At 71.4% G+C, this 20,944-nt stretch carries 2 protein-coding genes; both read right to left on the bottom strand.

Features of this window, described 5'->3' with window-relative positions:
• Positions 1-2,429, bottom strand: a 2,429-nt coding sequence (locus ACFWIA_RS33880; RefSeq protein ID WP_387011110.1) for a condensation domain-containing protein, incomplete at its 3' end; no start/stop codon positions are given.
• Positions 2,430-2,551: 122 nt separating this feature from the next.
• The coding region (locus tag ACFWIA_RS33875) for a non-ribosomal peptide synthase/polyketide synthase (protein WP_387011109.1) at positions 2,552-20,944 on the bottom strand (18,393 nt) is incomplete at its 5' end.

Here is a 20,944-nt window from a genome sequence, read left to right as displayed (position 1 = left end):
ACCGGCAACCCACCCAACACCGACGCCGGCACCGTCACATGCGTCACCCGACCAGACGACAACACCTCCAACAACCCCTCACCAACCGTCCGATCCCCCACCGGCACCACCAACACCCCACCCGACCCAAACGCCAACACCAACTCCCAAAACGCCGCATCAAAACTCGGCGACGCGAACTGCAACACCCGGCTACCCGCACCCACACCCAGCCGATCCCGCTGCGCCCGCGCAAGACTCGACACCCCACGATGAGTGACAACAACCCCCTTGGGAGTGCCAGTGGAGCCAGACGTGTAGATCACATACGCCGGGTGGCCGGGCTCCACCACAACGCCCGGGTCAACATCCGACAGCCCAGAAACATCCCGGGTCATCGACTGCGCGTCCAAGACCAGCAACGGAGCCGCGTCACGCAGCATGAACTCCCGGCGCTCACGGGGATACGCCGGATCAACCGGCAGATAGGCACCACCAGCCTTCTGCACCGCAAGCACCGCCACCACCAAATCCACCGAACGCGGCAACTCCAACGCCACCAACCGCTCCGGACCAACACCCTCACCAACCAACCAATGCGCCAACCGATTCGCCCGCACATTCAACTCACCATAAGAAATGCACTGTCCGCCGTACTCAAGGGCGGTCGCATCAGGAGCCCGCCGCACCTGCTCCTCGAACACCCCGACCAACGACACACCCGGCACATCAACGGCCGTGTCATTCCAACCGGAAAGCAGCCGAACGCGTTCCTCACCCGTCAGCAGCTCCACCCGACCGATCGGCGCAGACGGGTCCACCACCACCTGCTCCAGCAACCGCACCCACCGCGCCAACACACCCTCAACCGTCGAACGGTCGAACAGCTCGGTCGAGTACTCGACATAGGACTCGATACCGAGCACGCCCTGTGCGTCATCGTGGCGCTCGTACAGTTCGAGCAGCAGGTCGAAGCGGGAGGTGCCGGTGGTCAGGAACTCGCTGCTGACCTGGAGGCCCGGCAGGCGGAACTCCGAGCCCGGCGCGTTCTGGAGCACCATCGCCACCTGGAACAGCGGGTGGTGGTTGGTGGAACGCAGGGGGTTCAGCAGCTCCACCAAGTGCTCGAACGGCACGTCCTGGTGTGCGTGTGCCGTGACGCTCCGTTCACGGACCCGGCCCAACAGTTCGTCGAAGCTCGGGTCACCGGACGTGTCGGTGCGCAGCACGTAGGTGTTGACGAAGAGGCCGATCAGGTCGTCCATGGCCTCGTCGGTGCGGCCGGCGACACCGCTGCCCAGTGCGATGTCCGTACCCGCGCCCAAGCGGGTCAGCAGCGCGGCCATACCGGCCTGCAGCACCATGAACACCGTGGTGCTGGTTCGGCGGGCGAACTCGACCACCCGGCGGTGCAGTTCGGCGTCTATCCGGAACGGGGCCCGGGCGCCGCAGTACTCGGCGACGGCGGGGCGGGGACGGTCGGCTGGGAAGGTGACCTCGGCAGGCAGGTCGGCCAACTCGTCGAGCCAGTGGGCGACCTGCTGGGCGTACGGGCTGGCGGGGTCGTCCATGTCACCGAGTTGCTCGCGCTGCCAGAGCGCGTAGTCGGCGTACTGGACGGGAAGTTCGGCCCATCGAGGGGCGCGCCGCTCGACTCGGGCGGTGTACGCCTCCATCACGTCGCGGGCCAGCGGACCCATCGACCAGCCGTCACCGGCGATGTGGTGCAACAGCAGCAACAGGGTGTTCTGCTCATGGCTGCTCTCGAAGAGCCAGGCGCGCAGCGGCAGTTCGGCGGCGAGGTCGAAGCCGTAGCGGGCCGCCTCCTGCAGGCTCTGCGGCAGGTCGGACGCGGGGACCTGCCTGTGCTCCCATCGGAACACCTCCTCGGCTTCGGCGGGGGCGAGGATGAGCTGGTACGGCTCGCCGCCGTCGGCCTCGGGGAAGACGGTGCGCAGCGATTCGTGCCGGGCGACCAGGTCCAGCAGTGCGGCCCGCAGCGCCGCGGTGTCCACGGCACCGGTCAGCCGCAGGGCAAGCGGGACGTTGTAGGTCGCCGAGCGGCCCTCCAGCTTGTGCAGGAACCAGAGCCGGCGCTGCGCGAAGGACAGCGGGACGATCTCGGGGCGGGCCATCGGAGCCAGCGGGGTGCGGGCGTCGCCGGCTGCGGTGTCGGCGATCCGCTTGGCGAGCGCGGCCGGAGTGGTGGCGTCGAAGATGTCCCGGATCGCCAGCTCCACCCCCAGGACGCTGCGGATGCGGACGAGCAGCCGGATCGCGGACAGCGAGTGGCCGCCGATCGCGAACAGGTCGTCGTCGGCGCCGACCCGGTCCTTGCCCAGGACCTCGGCGAACAGGCCGCACAGGACCTCTTCGGTCGAGCCGCTGCTCGGCCGGCCGTCAGGGCCAGGGGTGTTCGCGTCCGTTTTCGAGGATGCCTCGGCGTCCAACGTCTCGCTTCCCTTCTGAAAGGTTCAAATCCTTGGCTGCCGGACGGACTCGGGGTCCGGTGGCAGGCTGATACGCGGTCGGTGGATGGGGACGGGCCGGGCGGATCACCCTCAGGTGTCGCTCACCGCGGGTCACCCCGGTAGTGCTGCCGGAGCTTGTCCGACACGATCGGCCCGATGGCCGCGAGCGATTCGGGGCTCATCATCTGGGTGTGTTGGCCGGCCACCCGCCGGAACTCGATGCCGCCGGTGAGATACGGGTCCCAGATTCCGGGATCGAGCCGATGGTCCGTCTCGCCGCCGGCAGCGGCCACGATCAGCGCGGGTGCGGAGACCGGGCGTGGCTTGTTGTCCAGGCCCAGCAGGGAGTTGTTGATGGTGAGGTGCATCATCGCGGTGACCTCGGTCTCGCCGAGGCCGGCCATGGCGGTGTTCTTGGTGAGCAGCAGGCGCATCGCGTCCTCGTGCCCGAGTTCGGCGGCCTCCTCGTCGGTCAGTTCGATGTCGAAGTTGGCCAGCAGGGCGCGGTAGACGTCGCTGACCCGCACCTTGGGCAGGGCGTCCTCCACCTCCTGGCGGCTGCCCGGGTTGATCGGGAAGCAGTCGAGCAGGGTCAGCAGGCCGACCTCCAGGCCGCGGCTCTCCAGCTGCGCCGCGATCGCGTGGGCGACGATGCCGCCGAAGGACCAGCCGAGCAGGTAGTACGGGCCTTCCGGCTGGAGGGCGAGGATCTCCGTCAGGTAGTCCTCAGCCATCTCCCCGACCGTCTTGGGCAGTTGGTCCGCGCCACTGAGGCCGCGGGCCTGGACGCCGTAGACCGGAACGTCGCGGTCGAGGTGCTGCAGCAGTCCGGCGTAGGGCCAGCTGAGGCCGCTTCCCGCGTGCACGCAGAAGATCGGCTTCCGGTCGCCGACGGTGCGCAGGGGCAGCAGGACGTCGAGCGCGCTGCCGGCGTCGTCGCCGTCCAGTCGCTCGGCCAGTCCGGCGACGGTCGGCGCCTCGAAGAGCGTCATGAGCGAGAGCTCCGCCCCCAGGAGGGCGCGGACCCGGGCCACCAGGCGGGTGACCAGGAGGGAGTGGCCCCCGAGGTCGAAGAAGTTGTCGTCGATGCCGACCCGCTCCAGACCGAGGACCTCGGCGAACAGCCCGCAGAGCAGTTCCTCGCGTGGTGTCCGCGGTCCGCGACCGGCCGAGGACGTGGCCCAGTCGGGGGCGGGCAGCGCTCGTCGGTCGAGCTTGCCGTTGGGGGACAGCGGCACCGCCGCGACGGCCACGACGGCCGCGGGGACCATGTGGTCGGGCAGGTGCTGTGCCGCGTACGTCCGCAGGTCGGGCAGGTCCCGGTCGGACAGGTCCGAGGCGACGGCGGGCACCACGTAGGCGACCAGGCGCACGTCGTCGGGCGCCTCCTCGCGGGCCACCACGACGGCCTGGCGCACCGACGGATGTCCGACCAGCACCGCGGCGACCTCGCCGGGCTCGATGCGGAAACCGCGGACCTTGACCTGCTCGTCGGCCCGGCCCAGGTACTCCAGCTGCCCGTCGACCCGTCGGCGGGCCAGGTCGCCGGTGCGGTACATCCGGGCTCCGGGCTCGTACGGACAGGCCACGAAGCGCTCGGCGGTCAGGCCCGGCCGGCCCAGGTAGCCGCGGGTGACCAGGTCCCCGGAGACGTACAGCTCACCGGGGACGCCGACGGGCACAGGGTGCAGCGCCGCGTCGAGCAGGTGGGTGCGCGTGTTGTGGACCGGTCGGCCGATCGGGACCGGGCCGGCCGGCGTGGGCTCGCTCGGCTCCAGCCGGAACTCGGTGCAGCCGACCGTCGTCTCGGTGGGCCCGTACTCGTTGATCACGGTTGCCGCGGGGTGGCGGCGGCGCCATGCGTCCAGCACGTCGCCGGCCAGGGCCTCGCCGCCGAGGACGAGCTGGCGGCTGGGCGAGAACTCCTCGGGGAGCTCGGCCAGCAGGGCCAGGTGGGAGGGAGTGGCCTTGCCGAAGGTCGGCCGCTCGGGCGCTCCGCCGGGGTGGGCGGCCCGGTCCAGGTCGCCCAGGTGCACCGTGCCGCCGAGGGTGAGCGGCGTGAGGAGCCCGGTGACCGTGAGGTCGAAGGAGAGCGAGGAGTGCACCAGGGCGCGTCCGGTGACGCTGTCGTACGACTCCTGGGCCCAGGCGAGGTAGGCGGTCAGCGAGCGGTGCTCGACGACCACGCCCTTGGGGCGGCCGGTGGAGCCCGAGGTGTGGATGACGTAGGCGGCGTTGCCGGGCGTGAGCGGGCCGGTGCGCTCCTCGTCGCGCAGCGCGGCGGGCGACAGCTGGCGGAGGGCCGCCACCGTCTCGGGGGCGTCCAGCAGGAGCTGCGGATGGCCGGTCTCCGGCAGCAGCGCCGCCGCGTCGGCGGTGGTGAGAACGCACTGCGGGCGGATGTCGTCAAGGACCCCGGCGAGCCGCTCGGCCGGGTGCGCGAGGTCGAGGGGCGCGTAGGCCGCCCCGGACTTCAGGACGGCGAGGAGCGCGACCAGGGTCTCGGCGGAGTACGGCACGGCGAGGGCGACGAACCGCTCGGGGCCGGAGCCCCGGCCGGCCAGGTGCCGGGCGAGCCGGTTGGCCCGCGCGTCCAGCTCCCGGTAGCTCAGACGAACGCCGCCGGCCTCGACCGCCGGCGCGTCCGGGGTGGCTGCGGCCTGCTTCTGGAACAGCTCCACCAGGGTGGTGTCCGGCAGGGCCCGCTCGGGGCCGCGCGCCGCATGGAGCAGCTGCCGGTGTTCGTCGCCGATGAGGACGTCGATCCCGCCCACGGGGCGCTGCGGGTCGGCGACCACCGCTCGGGCGACCCGGCCGAGCCGGGTGGTGATCGCCTCGGCGGCGTCGTGGTCGAACAGGTCGGTGGCGTAGCGCAGGGCACCGGCCAGGCCGGCCGGGGCGCCGTCGGCGGTGAACTGCTCGACGAAGGTGAAGTCGAGGTCGAACTTGGCGATCCCGGTGCCGGCGTCGGCGAAGTGGACGTCGAGGCCGGGCAGCGCCAGTTCGCTCTGCTCGGTGTTGCCGAGCGAGAGCATGACCTGGAACAGCGGGTGCCGGTTGGTCGCGCGCGACGGGTTGATGATCTCGACCAGCCGCTCGAACGAGAGGTCCTGGTGGGCGTACACCTCCAGATTGTTCGTGCGGACCCGGCCGAGGAGCTCGGCGAAGCCCGGGTCCCCGGACAGGTCGGTGCGCAGGACCAGGGTGTTGACGAAGAAGCCGATCAGCTCGTCGAGCGCGTCGTCGGTGCGTCCGGCGATCGGGGCACCGATAACGATGTCGTCGCCGACGCCGAGTCGGGACAGCAGCGCCGTGACGACGGCCTGGAGCGACATGAAGATGCTGGCACCGGACTCGGCCGCCAGGTCCACCAGCCCGCGGTGGACGTCTGCGGGCAGCTCGAACAGGACGTTCTCGCCGCGGTAGCCGGGCTGTTCGGGGCGGGGACGGGAGGTGGGCAGGGCGAGTTCCTCGGGCGCCCCGGCCAGCGTCCGCCGCCAGAACGCGACCTGCTGGGCGAGGGCGCTGTCCGGATCGTTCTCGCGCCCCAGCACCTCTCGCTGCCAGAGCGTGAAGTCGGCGTACTGGACGGGCAGTTCCTTCCAGTGCGGGGCGGCGCCGGCCCGCCGGGCGGTGTAGCCGGCGACCAGGTCCCTGGCCAACGGTGCCAGGGACCAGCCGTCGGAGGCGATGTGGTGCAGCAGCACCAGCAGCACGTGTTCGCGGGGTCCGGTCTCGAAGAGCCAGGCGCGGACCGGAACTTCGCGGACGAGGTCGAAGCCTTGGCGGGCCGCTTCCTCCAGAGCCGCGGGCAACTGCTCTTCGGTCACGGGTAGGTGCTCCCAGCCGACCTCGGCGGCGTCCGGGTCCAGGACCAGTTGGCGCGGTTCGCCGTCAACCTCGGGAAACACGGTGCGCAGCGTCTCGTGACGGGCGACCACGTCCAGCAGGGCCGCGCGCAGCGCCTCGGCGTCGAGGTCTCCGGTCAGCCGCAGGGCCAGCGGCATGTTGTACGTCGGCGAGGGACCCTCCAGCCGGTACAGGAACCAGAGCCGACGCTGCGCGTAGGACAGGGGGACGACCTCGGGGCGCGTCATCGGCACCAGGGCGCGGCGTGCCCGCCCGCTGCCGGCCAGTCGCCCGGCGAGCCCGGCGACGGTCGGGTCGTCGAAGACGGTGCCGATGGGCACCTCCACCCCGAAGCTGCTCCGGATACGGCTGACCAGGCGGGTGGCGAGGAGGGAGTGGCCGCCGAGGTCGAAGAAGCTGTCGTCGATACCGACCCGCTCCAGGCCGAGCACCTCGGCGAACAGGGCGCACAGTTCGGCCTCCTGCTCGGTCCGCGGTTCGCGGCCGACGCTGAGCGCCCTGTAGTCGGGGGCGGGCAGCGCACGGCGGTCGAGCTTGCCGATGGGGGTGAGCGGCAGCCGGTCGAGGACGACGACGGCGGCGGGAACCATGTAGTCGGGCAGCCACTTGCGCAGCCCGGTGCGCAGTTCGCGGCCGAGTTCGACGTGTCGCCGGGACCTGGCCGGGCTGTTGGCGTACCCGGTGCTCCGGGTGGTGTCTGCGCCGCGGTAGGCGTTCACCAGGGCGGTGTCCGTGTCGGCGGGCAGGAGGACCGCGTCGAACAGCTCGTCCTGACCGGAGGCCGCCCAGGTGGTGACAGCCTGCAGCCCGTGGGCCTCGGCGAGGGCGTGCACGGCCTCCGGGTCCAGGCCGCGGGCGCCGACCCGCTCGCTCTCGGCGAGGTCGCCACCGGCCTCGATCGCCCGCAGCGCGAGGTGGTCGGCCAGCAGCCGGGCGTTGGGCACGCCGGTGACGCGCAGCCCGGCCGGGTGGCGTTCCAGCGCCGCCGCGAGGCCCGCGCCGTCGCCGCCGGCCTGCTCCCAGCCGAGCTCGGGCAGGCCGTCCACGCCAGTCGGCCCGGCCGGCGCCTTGCGGATCACCACCTCGTAGCGGTAGCGGGACAGCTCGTTGGCGTACGAGGCGCGCTTGAGCCGGATGTCGACGCCGCCGACGCCTTCGAGGGTGTCGCCGAGCCGGACGAAGAAGTCCGGGTCGAGCAGCAGTTCCTCCTCGTCGGCGACCTTCTGCTCGACGAGGGTCCGGGCGGCGTCCGGGTCGGCGCCGGCGCCGGGCCTGCGCGCGGCCACGCCGGCCTGCAGGCGGCGCAGCTGGCGCAGACTGCGGATGTCGCCGAGGTAGATCGAGCCACCGGGCGCCAGCAGGTCCAGGCTCTGACGGATGACGTCGACCAGGTACTCCTCATGCGGGAAGTACTGGACCACCGAGTTCAGCACGACGGTGTCGAACCAGCCCCTGGGCAGGCCCGAGGTGTCGTCGGCGGGCTGCGCACGCAGTTCGACCCGGTCCGCCAGGTCGGCGCGCTCGGCGACCCGCGCGCGCAGGCTCTCCACGGCTGAGGTGGAGAAGTCGGTGCCCCAGTAGACGGTGCAGTGCGGGGCGACCCGGGAGAGGATCAGGCCGTTGCCGACGCCGAGTTCGAGTACCCGGGCCGGCTCCAGCGCGAGAATGCGGTCGACGGCTGCGGCGCGCCACTCGTGCATCTCGGCGAGCGGGATCGGGGAGCCGTCGTAGCTGCTGGTCCAGATCCCGAAGTCATCCCAGAATCCGCCGTGTTCGGCCTGCTTGTGGTAGACCGACTCGTAGACCTCCTGCCAGGAGGCGACCTGTTGGCCGTCCTCGACGCGGTCGCGGCGCTCGGCCCAGTCCTCGTCGGGCACGACGTAGCCGACCAGCTGCGGGCTGTCGTCGTCCTCGCGCACCAGCACGGTGGCCGCGGCGACACCCTCCTGGCGGGAGAGTGCCGCCTCGATCTCGCCCAGCTCGATCCGGAAGCCGCGCACCTTGACCTGGTCGTCGACCCGGCCGACGAACTCCAGTCCGCCCTCGGCGCGCCACTTCACCAGGTCACCGGTGCGGTACATGCGGGTGCCCGGCGCGCCGTGCGGGTCGGCGACGAAGCGCTCGGCGCTGAGGGCGCGGCGGCCGAGGTAGCCGCGGGCCAGGAAGGGCCCCGCGAGGTACAGCTCGCCGGCGACGCCGTCCGGCACCGGGTTGAGGCGGGCGTCCAGCACGTACGCCCGGGCGTTGCGCAGCGGGTGCCCGATCATCGGCGGGCGTTGCGCGGTGACGTCGGCGGTGGTGATCCAGACCGTGGCCTCGGTGGGGCCGTACAGGTTGACCGCACCGCCGCTTCGGGCGTGCATCCGCTCCGCCAGGGTCGCGGGCAGTGCCTCGCCGCCGACCAGCAGCCGGACGCCGGCCAGGGCGTCGGGGTCCTGCCCGAGTATCGCGCGGTACACCGAGGGGGTGCCCTGGAAGACCGTCGCGGCGCGGTCGCCGATCAGGCGCCGCAGGGCGATCGGGTCCTTGGCGACCGTGTCGACGGCGAGTTCCACGCTGCCGCCGGTCAGCAGCGGGGCGTAGATCTCGACGGCCGCGATGTCGAAGGTGACGGTGGTCGCGGCCACCATGCGGTCCTGCGGGGTGAGCCGCAGACGGTCGGTGACGGAGTCCAGGAACTGGGCGATGCTGCCGTAGGAGACCACCACGCCCTTGGGATAGCCGGTCGAGCCGGAGGTGTAGATGACGTAGGCGGCGTTGGCCGGGTGGATCGGGGCGCGCCGCTCGGCGTCGGTCGGGTCGTCGGCCGATAAGGCGGCCAGCCGCTCCTCGGCCTGGGTCCCGCCGAGCAGGAAGGTCGCCTCTGGCAGCGGGCCGGGCAGCTGTTCGCCCACGGTCTCGGTGGTGATCAGTGCGGCGGGCGCGGCGTCCCTCAGGACGTACGCCAGCCGGTCGGCCGGGTTGGTCGGGTCCATCGGCAGGTAGGTCGCGCCGGCCTTGAGCACGGCGAGCATCGCCGCGACCAGGTCGACCGAGCGGGGCAGGGCGAGCGCGACAACGTTCTCCGCCCCGACGCCCTGCTCCAGCAGCAGGCGGGCCAGCTGGTTGGCCCGGGCGTTGAGCCGACCGTAGTCTGCCGCTTCCTCCCCGGCCCGTACGGCGCCGGCGCCGGGGGTCAGCGCGGCCTGCCGCTGGAACCGCTCGTGCACCAGTTCGGCGGGCGGCGGCGCGGCGGTGTCGTTGCGGGCGACCAGTGCCTCGGCCCGTTCCTCGGCGGAGAGCAGCCCGGCATCGTCGACCCGCACGGCCGGATCGAGCACGACGGCGCGCAGCAGGCGTTCGTACCAGCCGGCGATCCGCGCCGCGGTGGCACGGTCGAACAGCTCGGTTGCGTACTCCAGGGTGGCGATCAGCCCGGCGGGCGCGCCGTCCTCGTCCTGGCCCTCGGCGAGGCTGAGGAAGAGGTCGAACTTGGCGTTGTCGCTGTCCAGCGGGTACGGGGTCGCCTCGACGTCGTGTATCCGCATCGTCGGTGTGTCCGTGTTCTGCAGGGCGAACATCACCTGGAACAGCGCGTTGCTGGACAGTGAGCGGACCGGGTTGAGCGCCTCCACCAGGTACTCGAAGGGCAGGTCCTGGTGGGCGTAGGCGCTCAGCGAGGCGTCCCGCACCCGGCCGAGGAGCTCGTCGAAGCGCGGGTTCCCGGAGGTGTCGGTGCGCAGCACCAGGGTGTTGACGAAGAAGCCCACCAGGTCGCCCAGGGCCTCGTCGGTGCGGCCCGCGATCGGGACGCCGACGGGGATGTCCCGGCCGGCGCCGAGCCGGGAGAGCAGGGCGGCGAATCCGGTCTGCAGCACCATGAACAGCGTCGAGCTGGCATCGGCCGCCACCTTGCGGAGCCCGGCGTGCAGCTCGGCGTCCAGGGTGAAGTCGATCAGGTCGCCGCGGTAGCCGGCCACCGCCGGGCGCGCCCGGTCGGTGGGCAGTTCCAGTTGGGACGGGATGCCGGCCAGCTGGTTGCGCCAGTAGTCGAGCTGGCGCGCGACCAGGCTGTCGGGCTCGTCGGTGCGGCCGAGGAGTTCCTGTTGCCAGATCGAGTAGTCGACGTACTGCACGGCCAGCGGCTGCCAGTCGGGTGCGGAGCCGCTCAGCCGGGCCCGGTAGGCCTCGGCGAGGTCGCGCATCAGCGGGGCGCGGGAGGCTCCGTCGCCCACGATGTGGTGCATCAGCACAACGAGGACCGGCTCGGCCCCGACGGACGGGCCGTTGTCGGCGGCGGCCGGCTCTGGCATGAACAGCCAGGCCCGCACCGGTGGTTCGCCGTCCAGACCGAAGCGATGGCCGGCCGCCCGCTGCACGGCGGCGTGCAGTTCCTCGGCCGGCACCCGCTCGACCTCCAGCCGCAGTGGAGCTTCGGCCGGGTCGAGCACCACCTGGTGCGGTTCGCCGTCGGTCTCCGGGAAGACCGTGCGCAGCGACTCGTGCCGGACCACAAGGTCCTGTAGCGCGGCGGCCAGCGCCTCGCGGTCCACCGCGCCGGACAGCCGCAGCGCCAGCGGCCAGTTGTACGCCGACGACGGCCCCTCCAGCCGGTGCAGGAACCAGAGCCGGCGCTGCGCGAAGGACAGCGGCACGGCCTCGGGACGGACCATCGGCGCCAGCGCCGTACGTGCCGGAGCGCCGCTCCCCAGATGGGCGGTCAGCCCGGCCACGGTCGGCGATTCGAAGACCGCGCCGATCGGCACCTCGTAGCCCAGGGCGGCACGGATGCGGCTGACCAGGCGGGTGGCGAGCAGGGAGTGGCCGCCGAGGTCGAAGAAGCTGTCGTCGATGCTCACCCGCTCCATGCCGAGGACGCCGGCGAACAGCCCGCACAGCAGCTCCTCCTGCGGGGTGCGCGGCGCGCGACCGCTGCTGAGCGCGCCGAAGTCCGGCGCGGGCAGGGCACGGCGGTCCAGCTTCCCGTTGGGCGTCAGCGGGAGGGCGTCGACGGCCACCACGGCCGCCGGGACCATGTGGTCGGGCAGCCGGTCGGCGACGTACGCGCGCAGCGCGGCCGGGTCCGCCCCGGCGTCGGCGACGACGTAGCCGACCAGCCGGGCGTCGCCCGGGTGGGCCACCACGGCCGCCTGCCGCACCTGCGGGTGCTCCAGCAGCACCGAGGAGATCTCGCCCGGCTCGATCCGGAACCCGCGGATCTTGACCTGCTCGTCCGCCCGGCCCCCGTACTCCAGTTGGCCGTCCGGACGCCAACGCGCCAGGTCACCGGTGCGGTACATCCGCACGCCCGGCTCGAACGGGCACGCCACGAACCGCTCGGCGGTCAGCTGCGGCCGGTTCAGGTAGCCGCGGGCGACCTGCACGCCCGAAACGTACAGCTCGCCGACCGTGCCGGTGGGCACCGGCCGCAGCCGCTCGTCCAAGACGTAGGCCCGCATGTTCCAGAACGGGCGGCCGATCGGCACCGGGCCGGCGGGCAGCCGGTCCCGTGGATCGATCCGGAACTCGGTGCAGTTGACGGTGAGTTCGGTCGGGCCGTACGCGTTGACCACGGTCACCCGCCGGTGCGCGGCCCGCCACTCGGCGAGCGCCTCGGCGGTCAGCGCCTCACCGCCGAGGATCAGCAGCTCGCCGGGCGACCACGCCCGGGGCAGCTCGCCCAGCATCGCCAGGTGCGACGGCGTGACCTTGAGTAGCGCCACCGGTGGCACCGCGTCGTCCTGCGCCCGGACCTCGTCCAGGGAACTCAGATAGACCCGGCCGCCGGACACCAGGGTGGTGAACAGACCGGTGACCGTGAGGTCGAAGGCGATCGAGGTGGGCACCAGCGTGGCACCCCGTGCCGCCGGGTAGTGGTGGGTGGTCCAGTTGAGGTAGTTCGCGACCGCGCGGTGTTCCACGACCACGCCCTTGGGCCGGCCGGTGGAGCCCGAGGTGTAGACGACGTACGCCGGGTTCTCCATCTCGACCCCGGCCTCGGGGTCGAAGTCCGGGTACGCCGACAGGTCGCGCGCTAGCGCCTCCTCGTCCAGGACCAGCGCCGGGGCCGCGTCGGCGACGACGAACGCCCGCCGCTCGGCCGGGTACTCCGGTTCCACCGGTACGTAGGCTCCGCCGGCCTTCAGCACGGCGAGCAGGGCCACCACCGTCCCCACCGAGCGCGGCAGCACCACCGCCACCAGCTGCTCCGGGCCGACACCCTCGCCGATCAGCCAGTGCGCCAGCCGGTTCGCCCGCGCGTTCAGCTCCCCGTACGTAAGCGACACGCCGCCGCTGACCACCGCGACCGCTTCGGGGCTGCGCCGTACCTGGGTCTCGAACAGCTCGGAGACCGTGGCCTGCGGCACCTCCACCGTCGTGTCGTTCCAGCCCGTCAGCACGTTCTCGCGCTCCTCCTCGGCCAGCAGCTCCACCTGGCCGATCCGCAGGGACGGGTCCGTCATCACCTGATCCAGCAACCGCAGCCACCGCTCCAGCACGCTCTCGATCGTCGAGCGGTCGAAGAGGTCGGTCGCGTACTTCATCGCGCCGGCGATGCCGGCCGGCGTGCCGGTCGCGGTGTGGCGCTCCATCACGTTCACCGACAGGTCGACCTTGGCGGTCTCGATGTCGACCGACTCTCCGCCGACCTCCAGACCGGGCAGCTCGAAGCCGCCGGTCGGGTTGTCCTGGACGACGAGCATCACCTGGAAGAACGGGTGGTGCGCGGCCGAGCGCGGCGGCTTCAGCAGCTCCACCAGGTGGTCGAACGGCACGTCCTGATGCGCGTACGCGGCCAGGTTGGCCTCCCGGACGCGTTCCAGCAGCTCGGTGAAGCTCGGGTCGCCGGACGTGTCGGTGCGCAGCACCAGCGTGTTGACGAAGAAGCCCACCAGCTCGTCGAGGGCGTCGTCCATCCGGCCCGCGATCGGCGAACCGACCGGGATGTCGGTGCCCGCGCCGAGCCGCGTCAGCAGCGCTGCCAGGGCGGCCTGGACCACCATGGGCACCGTCGCGCCGGCCCGGCGGGCCAGTGCCGCCATCCGCCGGTGCAGGCCGGCGTCCAGCTCGAAGCCGACGGACGCGCCGTCGTAGGAGGTCGCCGCGCGCCGCGACCGGTCGGCCGGCAGGGCGATCCGCTCGGGCAGCCCGGCCAGCGCCATACGCCAGTGGGCCACCTGCTGGGAGTACAGGCTCTGCGGATCGTCCTCCGCGCCGAGCAGTTCGCGCTGCCACAGCGTGTAGTCGATGTACTGCACCGGCAGCGGTTCCCACTGCGGGGCCCGCCCCTGCTGCCGCTCCGTGTAGGCCACGACGACGTCACGGGCCAGCGGCCCCATGGACCAGCCGTCACCGGCGATGTGGTGCAGCAACAGCAGCAGCACCCACTCGTCCGGCCCGATCTCGAACAGCGTGGCCCGGAACGGCGCCTCGGCACCCAGGTCGAAGCCGCACCGGGCCGCCTCCTCCAGCTCGGCGGGGAGTCGGTCCACGGCCACCTGCCGGTGTGCCCAGGCGAGTTCGACGTCGGCGGGGTCCAGCACCACCTGGTGCGGCTCGCCGTCCGCCTCACCGAAGACCGTGCGCAGCGGCTCGTGCCGGCCGACCACGTCCTGCAGTGCGGCCCGCATCGCCCCGGGGTCGACCGCGCCGTTCAGCCGCAGCGGCAGCGGCATGTTGTACGTCGCGGACGGCCCCTCCAGCCGGTGCAGGAACCAGAGCCGGCGCTGCGCGAAGGACAGCGGCACCACGGCCGGACGCGGCATCGGGGACAGCGCCGTACGGGTCGGGCCGCCGAGGTCCAGCTGCTCCACCAGCCCGGCCACCGTGGGTGACTCGAACAGCACCCGGAACGGGATCTCGATGCCCAGCTCGCTGCGGACCCGGCTGACCAGACGGGTGGCGAGCAGGGAGTGCCCGCCCAGCTCGAAGAAGCTGTCGTCGACACCGACCCGCTCCACGCCCAGGATCTCGGCGAAGAGCCCGCACAGCGCCTCCTCCTGGGGCGTACGGGGGCCGCGGCCGTCGGCGGAGGACGCGTAGTCGGGAGCGGGCAGGGCACGGCGGTCGAGCTTGTCGTTCGGGGTCAGCGGCAGCCGCTCCAGCAGCACGACCGCGGACGGCACCATGTACTCGGGCAGGCGCCCCGCCAAGCGGGCGGTGAGGGCCGTCTGGTCGAGCACTACGCCGTCGTCCGCGACCACGTAGGCCACGAGGCGCTGATCGCCGGGAACGTCCTCCCGTACCAGTACCGTCGCCTGACGCACCCCATCCGCGGCGGTCAACGCGGACTCGATCTCACCCGGCTCGATCCGGAACCCGCGGACCTTGACCTGCTCATCCGCACGACCCACAAACTCCAACTGCCCATCCACACGCCAACGCACCAGATCACCAGAGCGATACATCCGCGCACCCGCCTCGAACGGGCTGGCCACAAACCGCTCCGCCGTCAAACCCGCACGACCCACATAGCCACGCGCCAAACCCTCACCAGACACATACAGCTCACCCACCACACCAACCGGAACCGGCCGAAGCACAGCATCAAGCACAAACACCCGCGTGTTCACCACCGGACGCCCAATCGGCACCACACCATCACCAGTGAGCGCGCCACTCATCGACACACACACAGTCGACTCCGTCGGCCCATACGCGTTCACCACAAGCCGCCCACCCCGCGACCACCGCGCCACCAACTCCGGCGGCGCCGCCTCACCCGCCAGCACCACCACCTCCAACGACGACAAACCCGACTCCGCACCCACCGGCAACCCACCCAACACCGACGCCGGCACCGTCACATGCGTCACCCGACCAGACGACAACACCTCCAACAACCCCTCACCAACCGTCCGATCACCCACCGGCACCACCAACACCCCACCCGACCCAAACGCCAACACCAACTCCCAAAACGCGGCGTCGAAGCTCGGGGACGCGAACTGCAACACCCGACTACCCGCACCCACACCCACACCCAGGCGATCCCGCTGCGCCCGCGCAAGACTCGACACCCCACGATGAGTGACGACGACGCCCTTGGGAGTGCCAGTGGAGCCGGAGGTATAGATCACATATGCCGGATGGCCGGGCTCGACCACAACGCCCGGGTCAGTGTCCGGCAGCGCGGACACGTCCCGGGTCATCGACTGCGTGTCCAGGACCAGCAACGGAGCCGCGTCACGCAGCATGAACTCCCGGCGCTCACGGGGATACGCCGGATCGACCGGCAGATAGGCACCACCAGCCTTCTGCACCGCAAGCACCGCCACCACCAAATCCACCGAACGCGGCAACTCCAACGCCACCAACCGCTCCGGACCAACACCCTCACCAATCAACCAGTGCGCCAACCGGTTCGCCCGCACATTCAACTCACCATAAGAAATGCACTGTTCGCCGTACTCGAGGGCGGTCGCGTCGGGAGCCCGCCGCACCTGCTCCTCGAACACCCCGACCAGCGACACACCCGGCACGTCGGCGGCCGTGTCATTCCAGCCGGAGAGCAGCTGGACGCGTTCCTCGCCGGTCAGCAGCTCCACCCGACCGATCGGCGCGGACGGGTCCACCACCACCTGCTCCAGCAACCGCACCCACCGCGCCAACACACCCTCGACCGTCGAACGGTCGAACAGCTCGGTCGAGTACTGGACGGCGGAAATCACGCCCTGCGGCTCGCCGTCGTCGCCGTGGCGCTCCACGACGTTCAGTTCGAGGTCGCCCTTGGAGACGCCAAGCTCCACTCCCTCGACCTCGACCCCCAGGCCGGGCAGGCCGAACGAGGCCTCCTGGGCGTTCTGCAGGCCGAGTATGACCTGGAAGAGCGGGTGGTGCGCAGTCGAGCGCTGAGGGTTCAGTAGCTCCACCAGATGCTCGAACGGGACGTCCTGATGCGCGTACGCGGCCAGGTTGGCCTCCCGGACGCGTTCCAGCAGCTCGGTGAAGCTCGGGTCGCCGGACGTGTCGGTGCGCAGCACCAGCGTGTTGACGAAGAAGCCCACCAGCTCGTCGAGCGCGTCGTCCATCCGGCCCGCGATCGGCGCGCCAAGCGGGATGTCGGTGCCCGCGCCTAGCCGCGTCAGCAGTGCGGCCATGCCGGCCTGCAGCACCATGAAGACGGTCGTGTTGGAACCGCGGGCGAGCTCCACCAGCCGCCGGTGCAGCTCCGCGTCCAGCTCGTGGACGAGGGAGGCGCCCTCGTGCGAAGCGACCGCCGGGCGGGCACGGTCGGCGGGGAAGGTCGTCTGCTCCGGCAGGCCCGCCAGCTGGGCTCGCCAGTAGTCCACCTGCTTGGCGAAGACGCTCGCCAGATCGCTCTCGTCGCCCAGGAGTTCGCGCTGCCACAGGCTGTAGTCGGCGTACTGGACGGGGAGTTCGGCCCACTGCGGCTGCGACCCCTGCGTGCGGGCGGTGTAGGCGGTGACCACGTCGCGGGCCAGCGGGCCCATCGACCAGCCGTCAGCGGCGATGTGGTGCAACAGCAGCAGCAGAGTGCTCTGATCAGGGCTTGTCTCGAACAGGCAGGCCCGTAGCGGGACTTCGCAGGACAGGTCGAACCCGTGCCGGGCTCCGGTCGCCAGCGCCCCGGTCAGCTCAGCCTCCGTGACCGAGCGGCGCTCCCAGTCGAACTCCGCCCGGGCCGGGTCCAGCACGACCTGCCGTGGCTCGCCGTCGACCTCGGGGAAGACGGTGCGCAGCGATTCGTGCCGGGAGACCACGTCACGCAGGGCGGCGTGCAGCACGTCCGCGTCCAGCTCGCCCCGCAGGCGCAGGACCAACGGCATGTTGTAGGTGGCCGAGCGGCCCTCCAGCTTGTGCAGGAACCAAAGACGCCGCTGAGCGAAAGACAGCGGGACAGCCTCCGGACGTTCGACCGGCACCAGGGCGGTCCGGGTCCGGCCTTCGAGCGCCCCGAGGCGGGCCGCCAGGCCGGCGACCGTGGGGGTGCCGAAAACGTCCTTGATGGGCAGCTCGACTCCGAGCGTGCTGCGAATGCGGCTGACCAGACGGGTGGCGAGGAGGGAGTGCCCGCCCAGGTCGAAGAAGCTGTCGTCGATACCGACCCGCTCCAGACCAAGGACCTCGGCGAACAGTCCGCAGAGCACCTCCTCCTGCGGGGTGCGAGGTGCCCGGCCGCCGGCCGTAGCCGCGTAGTCCGGAGCAGGCAGAGCACGGCGGTCCAGCTTGCCGTTCGGCGTCAACGGCAAGCAGTCCAGGACCATCACCGCGGACGGGATCATGTACTCCGGCAGGCGCTCCGCGAGACCCGCGACGAGGGCGGCCGGGTCCGGCGAAACGCCGTCCTCGGCGACCACGTAGGCCACCAGGCGCTGGTCACCCGGCGTGTCCTCGCGCACCAGCACGGCGGCCTGGCGCACCGCCTCGGCGGCGGTCAGCAGCGGCTCGATCTCGCCCGGCTCGATCCGGAACCCGCGGATCTTGACCTGCTCATCGGCGCGGCCCAGGAATTCCAGCTGCCCGTCCGCACGCCGGCGCACCAGGTCACCGGTGCGATACATCCGCGCACCGGACTCGAACGGGCTGGCCACGAACCGCTCCGCCGTCAGACCCGGACGGCCCGCGTAACCGCGTGCCAGGCCCGCACCTGACACATACAGCTCGCCCGGCACCCCGGCCGGGACCAGTCGCAGGCCGGCGTCGAGTACGTACACCCGGGTGTTGCTCACCGGGTGACCGATCGGCACCACCGCACCGGGCACCGCCTCGCCGTCGAGCACCGTGGCGGTGGAGACGCAGACCGTCGACTCGGTAGGCCCGTACGCGTTCACCACCCGGCGGCCCACCGACCAGCGGGCGGCCAGCTCCGGCGGACAGGCCTCGCCGCCGACGACGACGGTCGCCAGGTGCGGCAGGTCGGCCTCGATGCCGTCAAAGGCGATCGTACGCAGCGCCGACATCGGGATCTGCACATGCGTGACCGCTTCGTCGGCCAACACCCGCCGGAGTTCCTCGCCCGACAGTCGTCCGGGCTCGGGGACGACCAGCGCGGCCCCCGCGGCGAAGGCCGTGCACAGATCGCCGAAGGCCACGTCGAAGCTGGGCGAGGCGAACTGCAGTACCCGGCTGCTCCCGGCAACCTCCAGTCGCTCCAGCTGGGTGCGCGCCAGGTCGGCGACGCCACTGTGGGTGACGACGACGCCCTTGGGTGTGCCGGTGGAGCCGGAGGTGTAGATGACGTACGCCGGGTGGCCGGGCTCGACCGCGACGTCCGGGTCAGTGTCCGGCAGCCCGGACACGTCCCGGGTCATCGACTGTGTGTCCAGGACCAGCAGCGGAGCCGCGTCACGCAGCATGAACGCCCGTCGGTCCGCTGGGTAGTCCGGGTCCACCGGCAGGTACGCGCCGCCGGCCTTCTGTACGGCGAGGACGGCCACCACCAGTTCGGCCGAGCGTGGCAGTTCCAGCGCCACCACGAACTCCGGACCGACACCCTCGCCGATCAGCCAGTGCGCCAGCTGGTTCGCTTGCGCGTTCAGCTCGCCGTACGACAGCTCGGTGTCGCCGTGTACCAGCGCGGTCGCGTCGGGAGTCCGCCGCGCCTGGTCCTCGAACAGCCTGGCCAGTGTCGCACCCGGTACATCGGCGGCTGTGTCGTTCCAGCCGGAGAGCAGCTGGACGCGTTCCTCGCCGGTCAGCAGTTCCGCCCGGCCTATCGGCGCGGACGGGTCCGCCACCACCTGCTCCAGCAACCGTACCCAGCGCACGACGAAGCCCTCGACCGTGGCACGGTCGAACAGCGCGGTGGCGAACTCCGCCAGCGCCTCGATCCCCACCGGCTCGCCGGCCTCGTCGTAGCGCTCGGTCACATTGACCGCGAAGTCGGACTTGGCCACGTTCAGGTCCACGCCCTCGACCTCGACCCGCAGGCCGGGCAGCTCGAACGCGACGTCCTGCCCGTTCTGCAGGCCGAGGATGACCTGGAAGAGCGGGTGGTGGGAGGTGGAGCGTTGGGGGTTGAGCAGTTCCACGAGGTTTTCGAACGGCACGTCCTGGTGTGCGTAGGCGGCGAGGCTCGCCTCCCGCACCCTGCCGAGCAGTTCGTCGAAGCCGGGGTCGCCGGAGGTGTCCGTCCGCAGCACCAGCGTGTTGACGAAGAAGCCCACCAGCTCGTCGAGCGCGTCGTCCAGCCGGCCCGCGATCGGCGAACCGAGCGGGATGTCGGTGCCGGCGCCCAGGCGGGTGAGCAGTGCCGCCATGCCGGCCTGCAGCACCATGAAGACGGTCGTGTTGGAACCGCGGGCGAGCTCCACCAGCCGCCGGTGCAGCTCCGCGTCCAGCTCGAAGGGCAGGTGCGCGCCGTCGTAGGAGACCGTCGCGGGTCGGGGTCGGTCGGTGGGGAAGGTGACCTGTTCGGGCAGGCCGGCCAGTTGCTTTCGCCAGTAGGAGACTTGTTGGCTGTAGAGGCTTTCGGGGTCGGATTCGTCGCCGAGGAGTTCGCGTTGCCAGAGGGTGTAGTCGGCGTACTGGACCGGCAGCTCGGGCCACTGGGGCTGCGACCCCTGCGTGCGGGCGGTGTAGGCGGTGACCACGTCGCGGGCGAGTGGGCCCATCGACCAGCCGTCGCCGGCGATGTGGTGCACCAGGAGCATCAGCACGTTCTCGTCCGGACCCACCTGGAACAGCCAGGCACGGACCGGGAGTTCGCTGGAGAGGTCGAAGCCGTAGCGGGCGGCCTCCTGCAGTGCTCCGGTCAGCTCCTCCTCGGTGAGCGAGCGGCGCTCCCAATCCAGCTGCGCGGTCTGCAGGTCCAGCACCAACTGGCTCGGCTCACCGTCAGTTTCAGGGAAGACAGTACGCAGCGATTCGTGCCGGGAGACCACGTCACGCAGGGCGGCGTGCAGCACGTCCGCGTCCAGCTCGCCCCGCAGGCGCAGGACCAACGGCATGTTGTAGGTGGCCGAGCGGCCCTCCAGCTTGTGTAGGAACCAAAGGCGCCGCTGAGCGAAAGACAGCGGGACAGCCTCCGGACGTTCGACCGGCACCAGGGCGGTCCGGGTCCGGCCTTCGAGCGCCCCGAGGCGGGCCGCCAGTCCGGCGACCGTGGGGGTGCCGAAAACGTCCTTGATGGGCAGCTCGACTCCGAGCGTGCTGCGGATGCGGCTGACCAGACGGGTGGCGAGGAGGGAGTGCCCGCCCAGTTCGAAGAAGCTGTCGTCGATACCGACCCGCTCCAGACCAAGGACCTCGGCGAACAGTCCGCAGAGCACCTCCTCCTGCGGGGTGCGAGGTGCCCGGCCGCTGGCCGAGGTCGCGTAGTCGGGAGCGGGCAGGGCATGACGGTCGAGCTTGCCGTTCGGCGTCAACGGCATATGGTCCAGCACCATGATCGCCGAAGGAACCATATACGTGGGCAGATGCTGAGAAAGCCGCTCACGGGCGGCCTTGACGACCGTGCCGATACCGCGCGCGGCCAAGGGATTGTTCACCGATGCGCCGGGTGAGACTGCCGGGGTGTAGACACCGGTGAGAGTGGGGGTCGTCTCGTCAGCAAGAACCAGGGCGTCGAACAGGTCAACCGAACGAGGTGACCATGTGGCCACCACCCGAAGACCCAACTCCACACCCCGCTGAATCAACTCCTCAGGGTCGACCTGAACACCAAGGTCTTGGACATCGAA

It is taken from the genome of Streptomyces sp. NPDC127068 (assembly GCF_042724695.1).
GTDB lineage: Bacteria > Actinomycetota > Actinomycetes > Streptomycetales > Streptomycetaceae > Streptomyces.
This window is presented reverse-complemented; position numbering and strand designations above follow the sequence as displayed.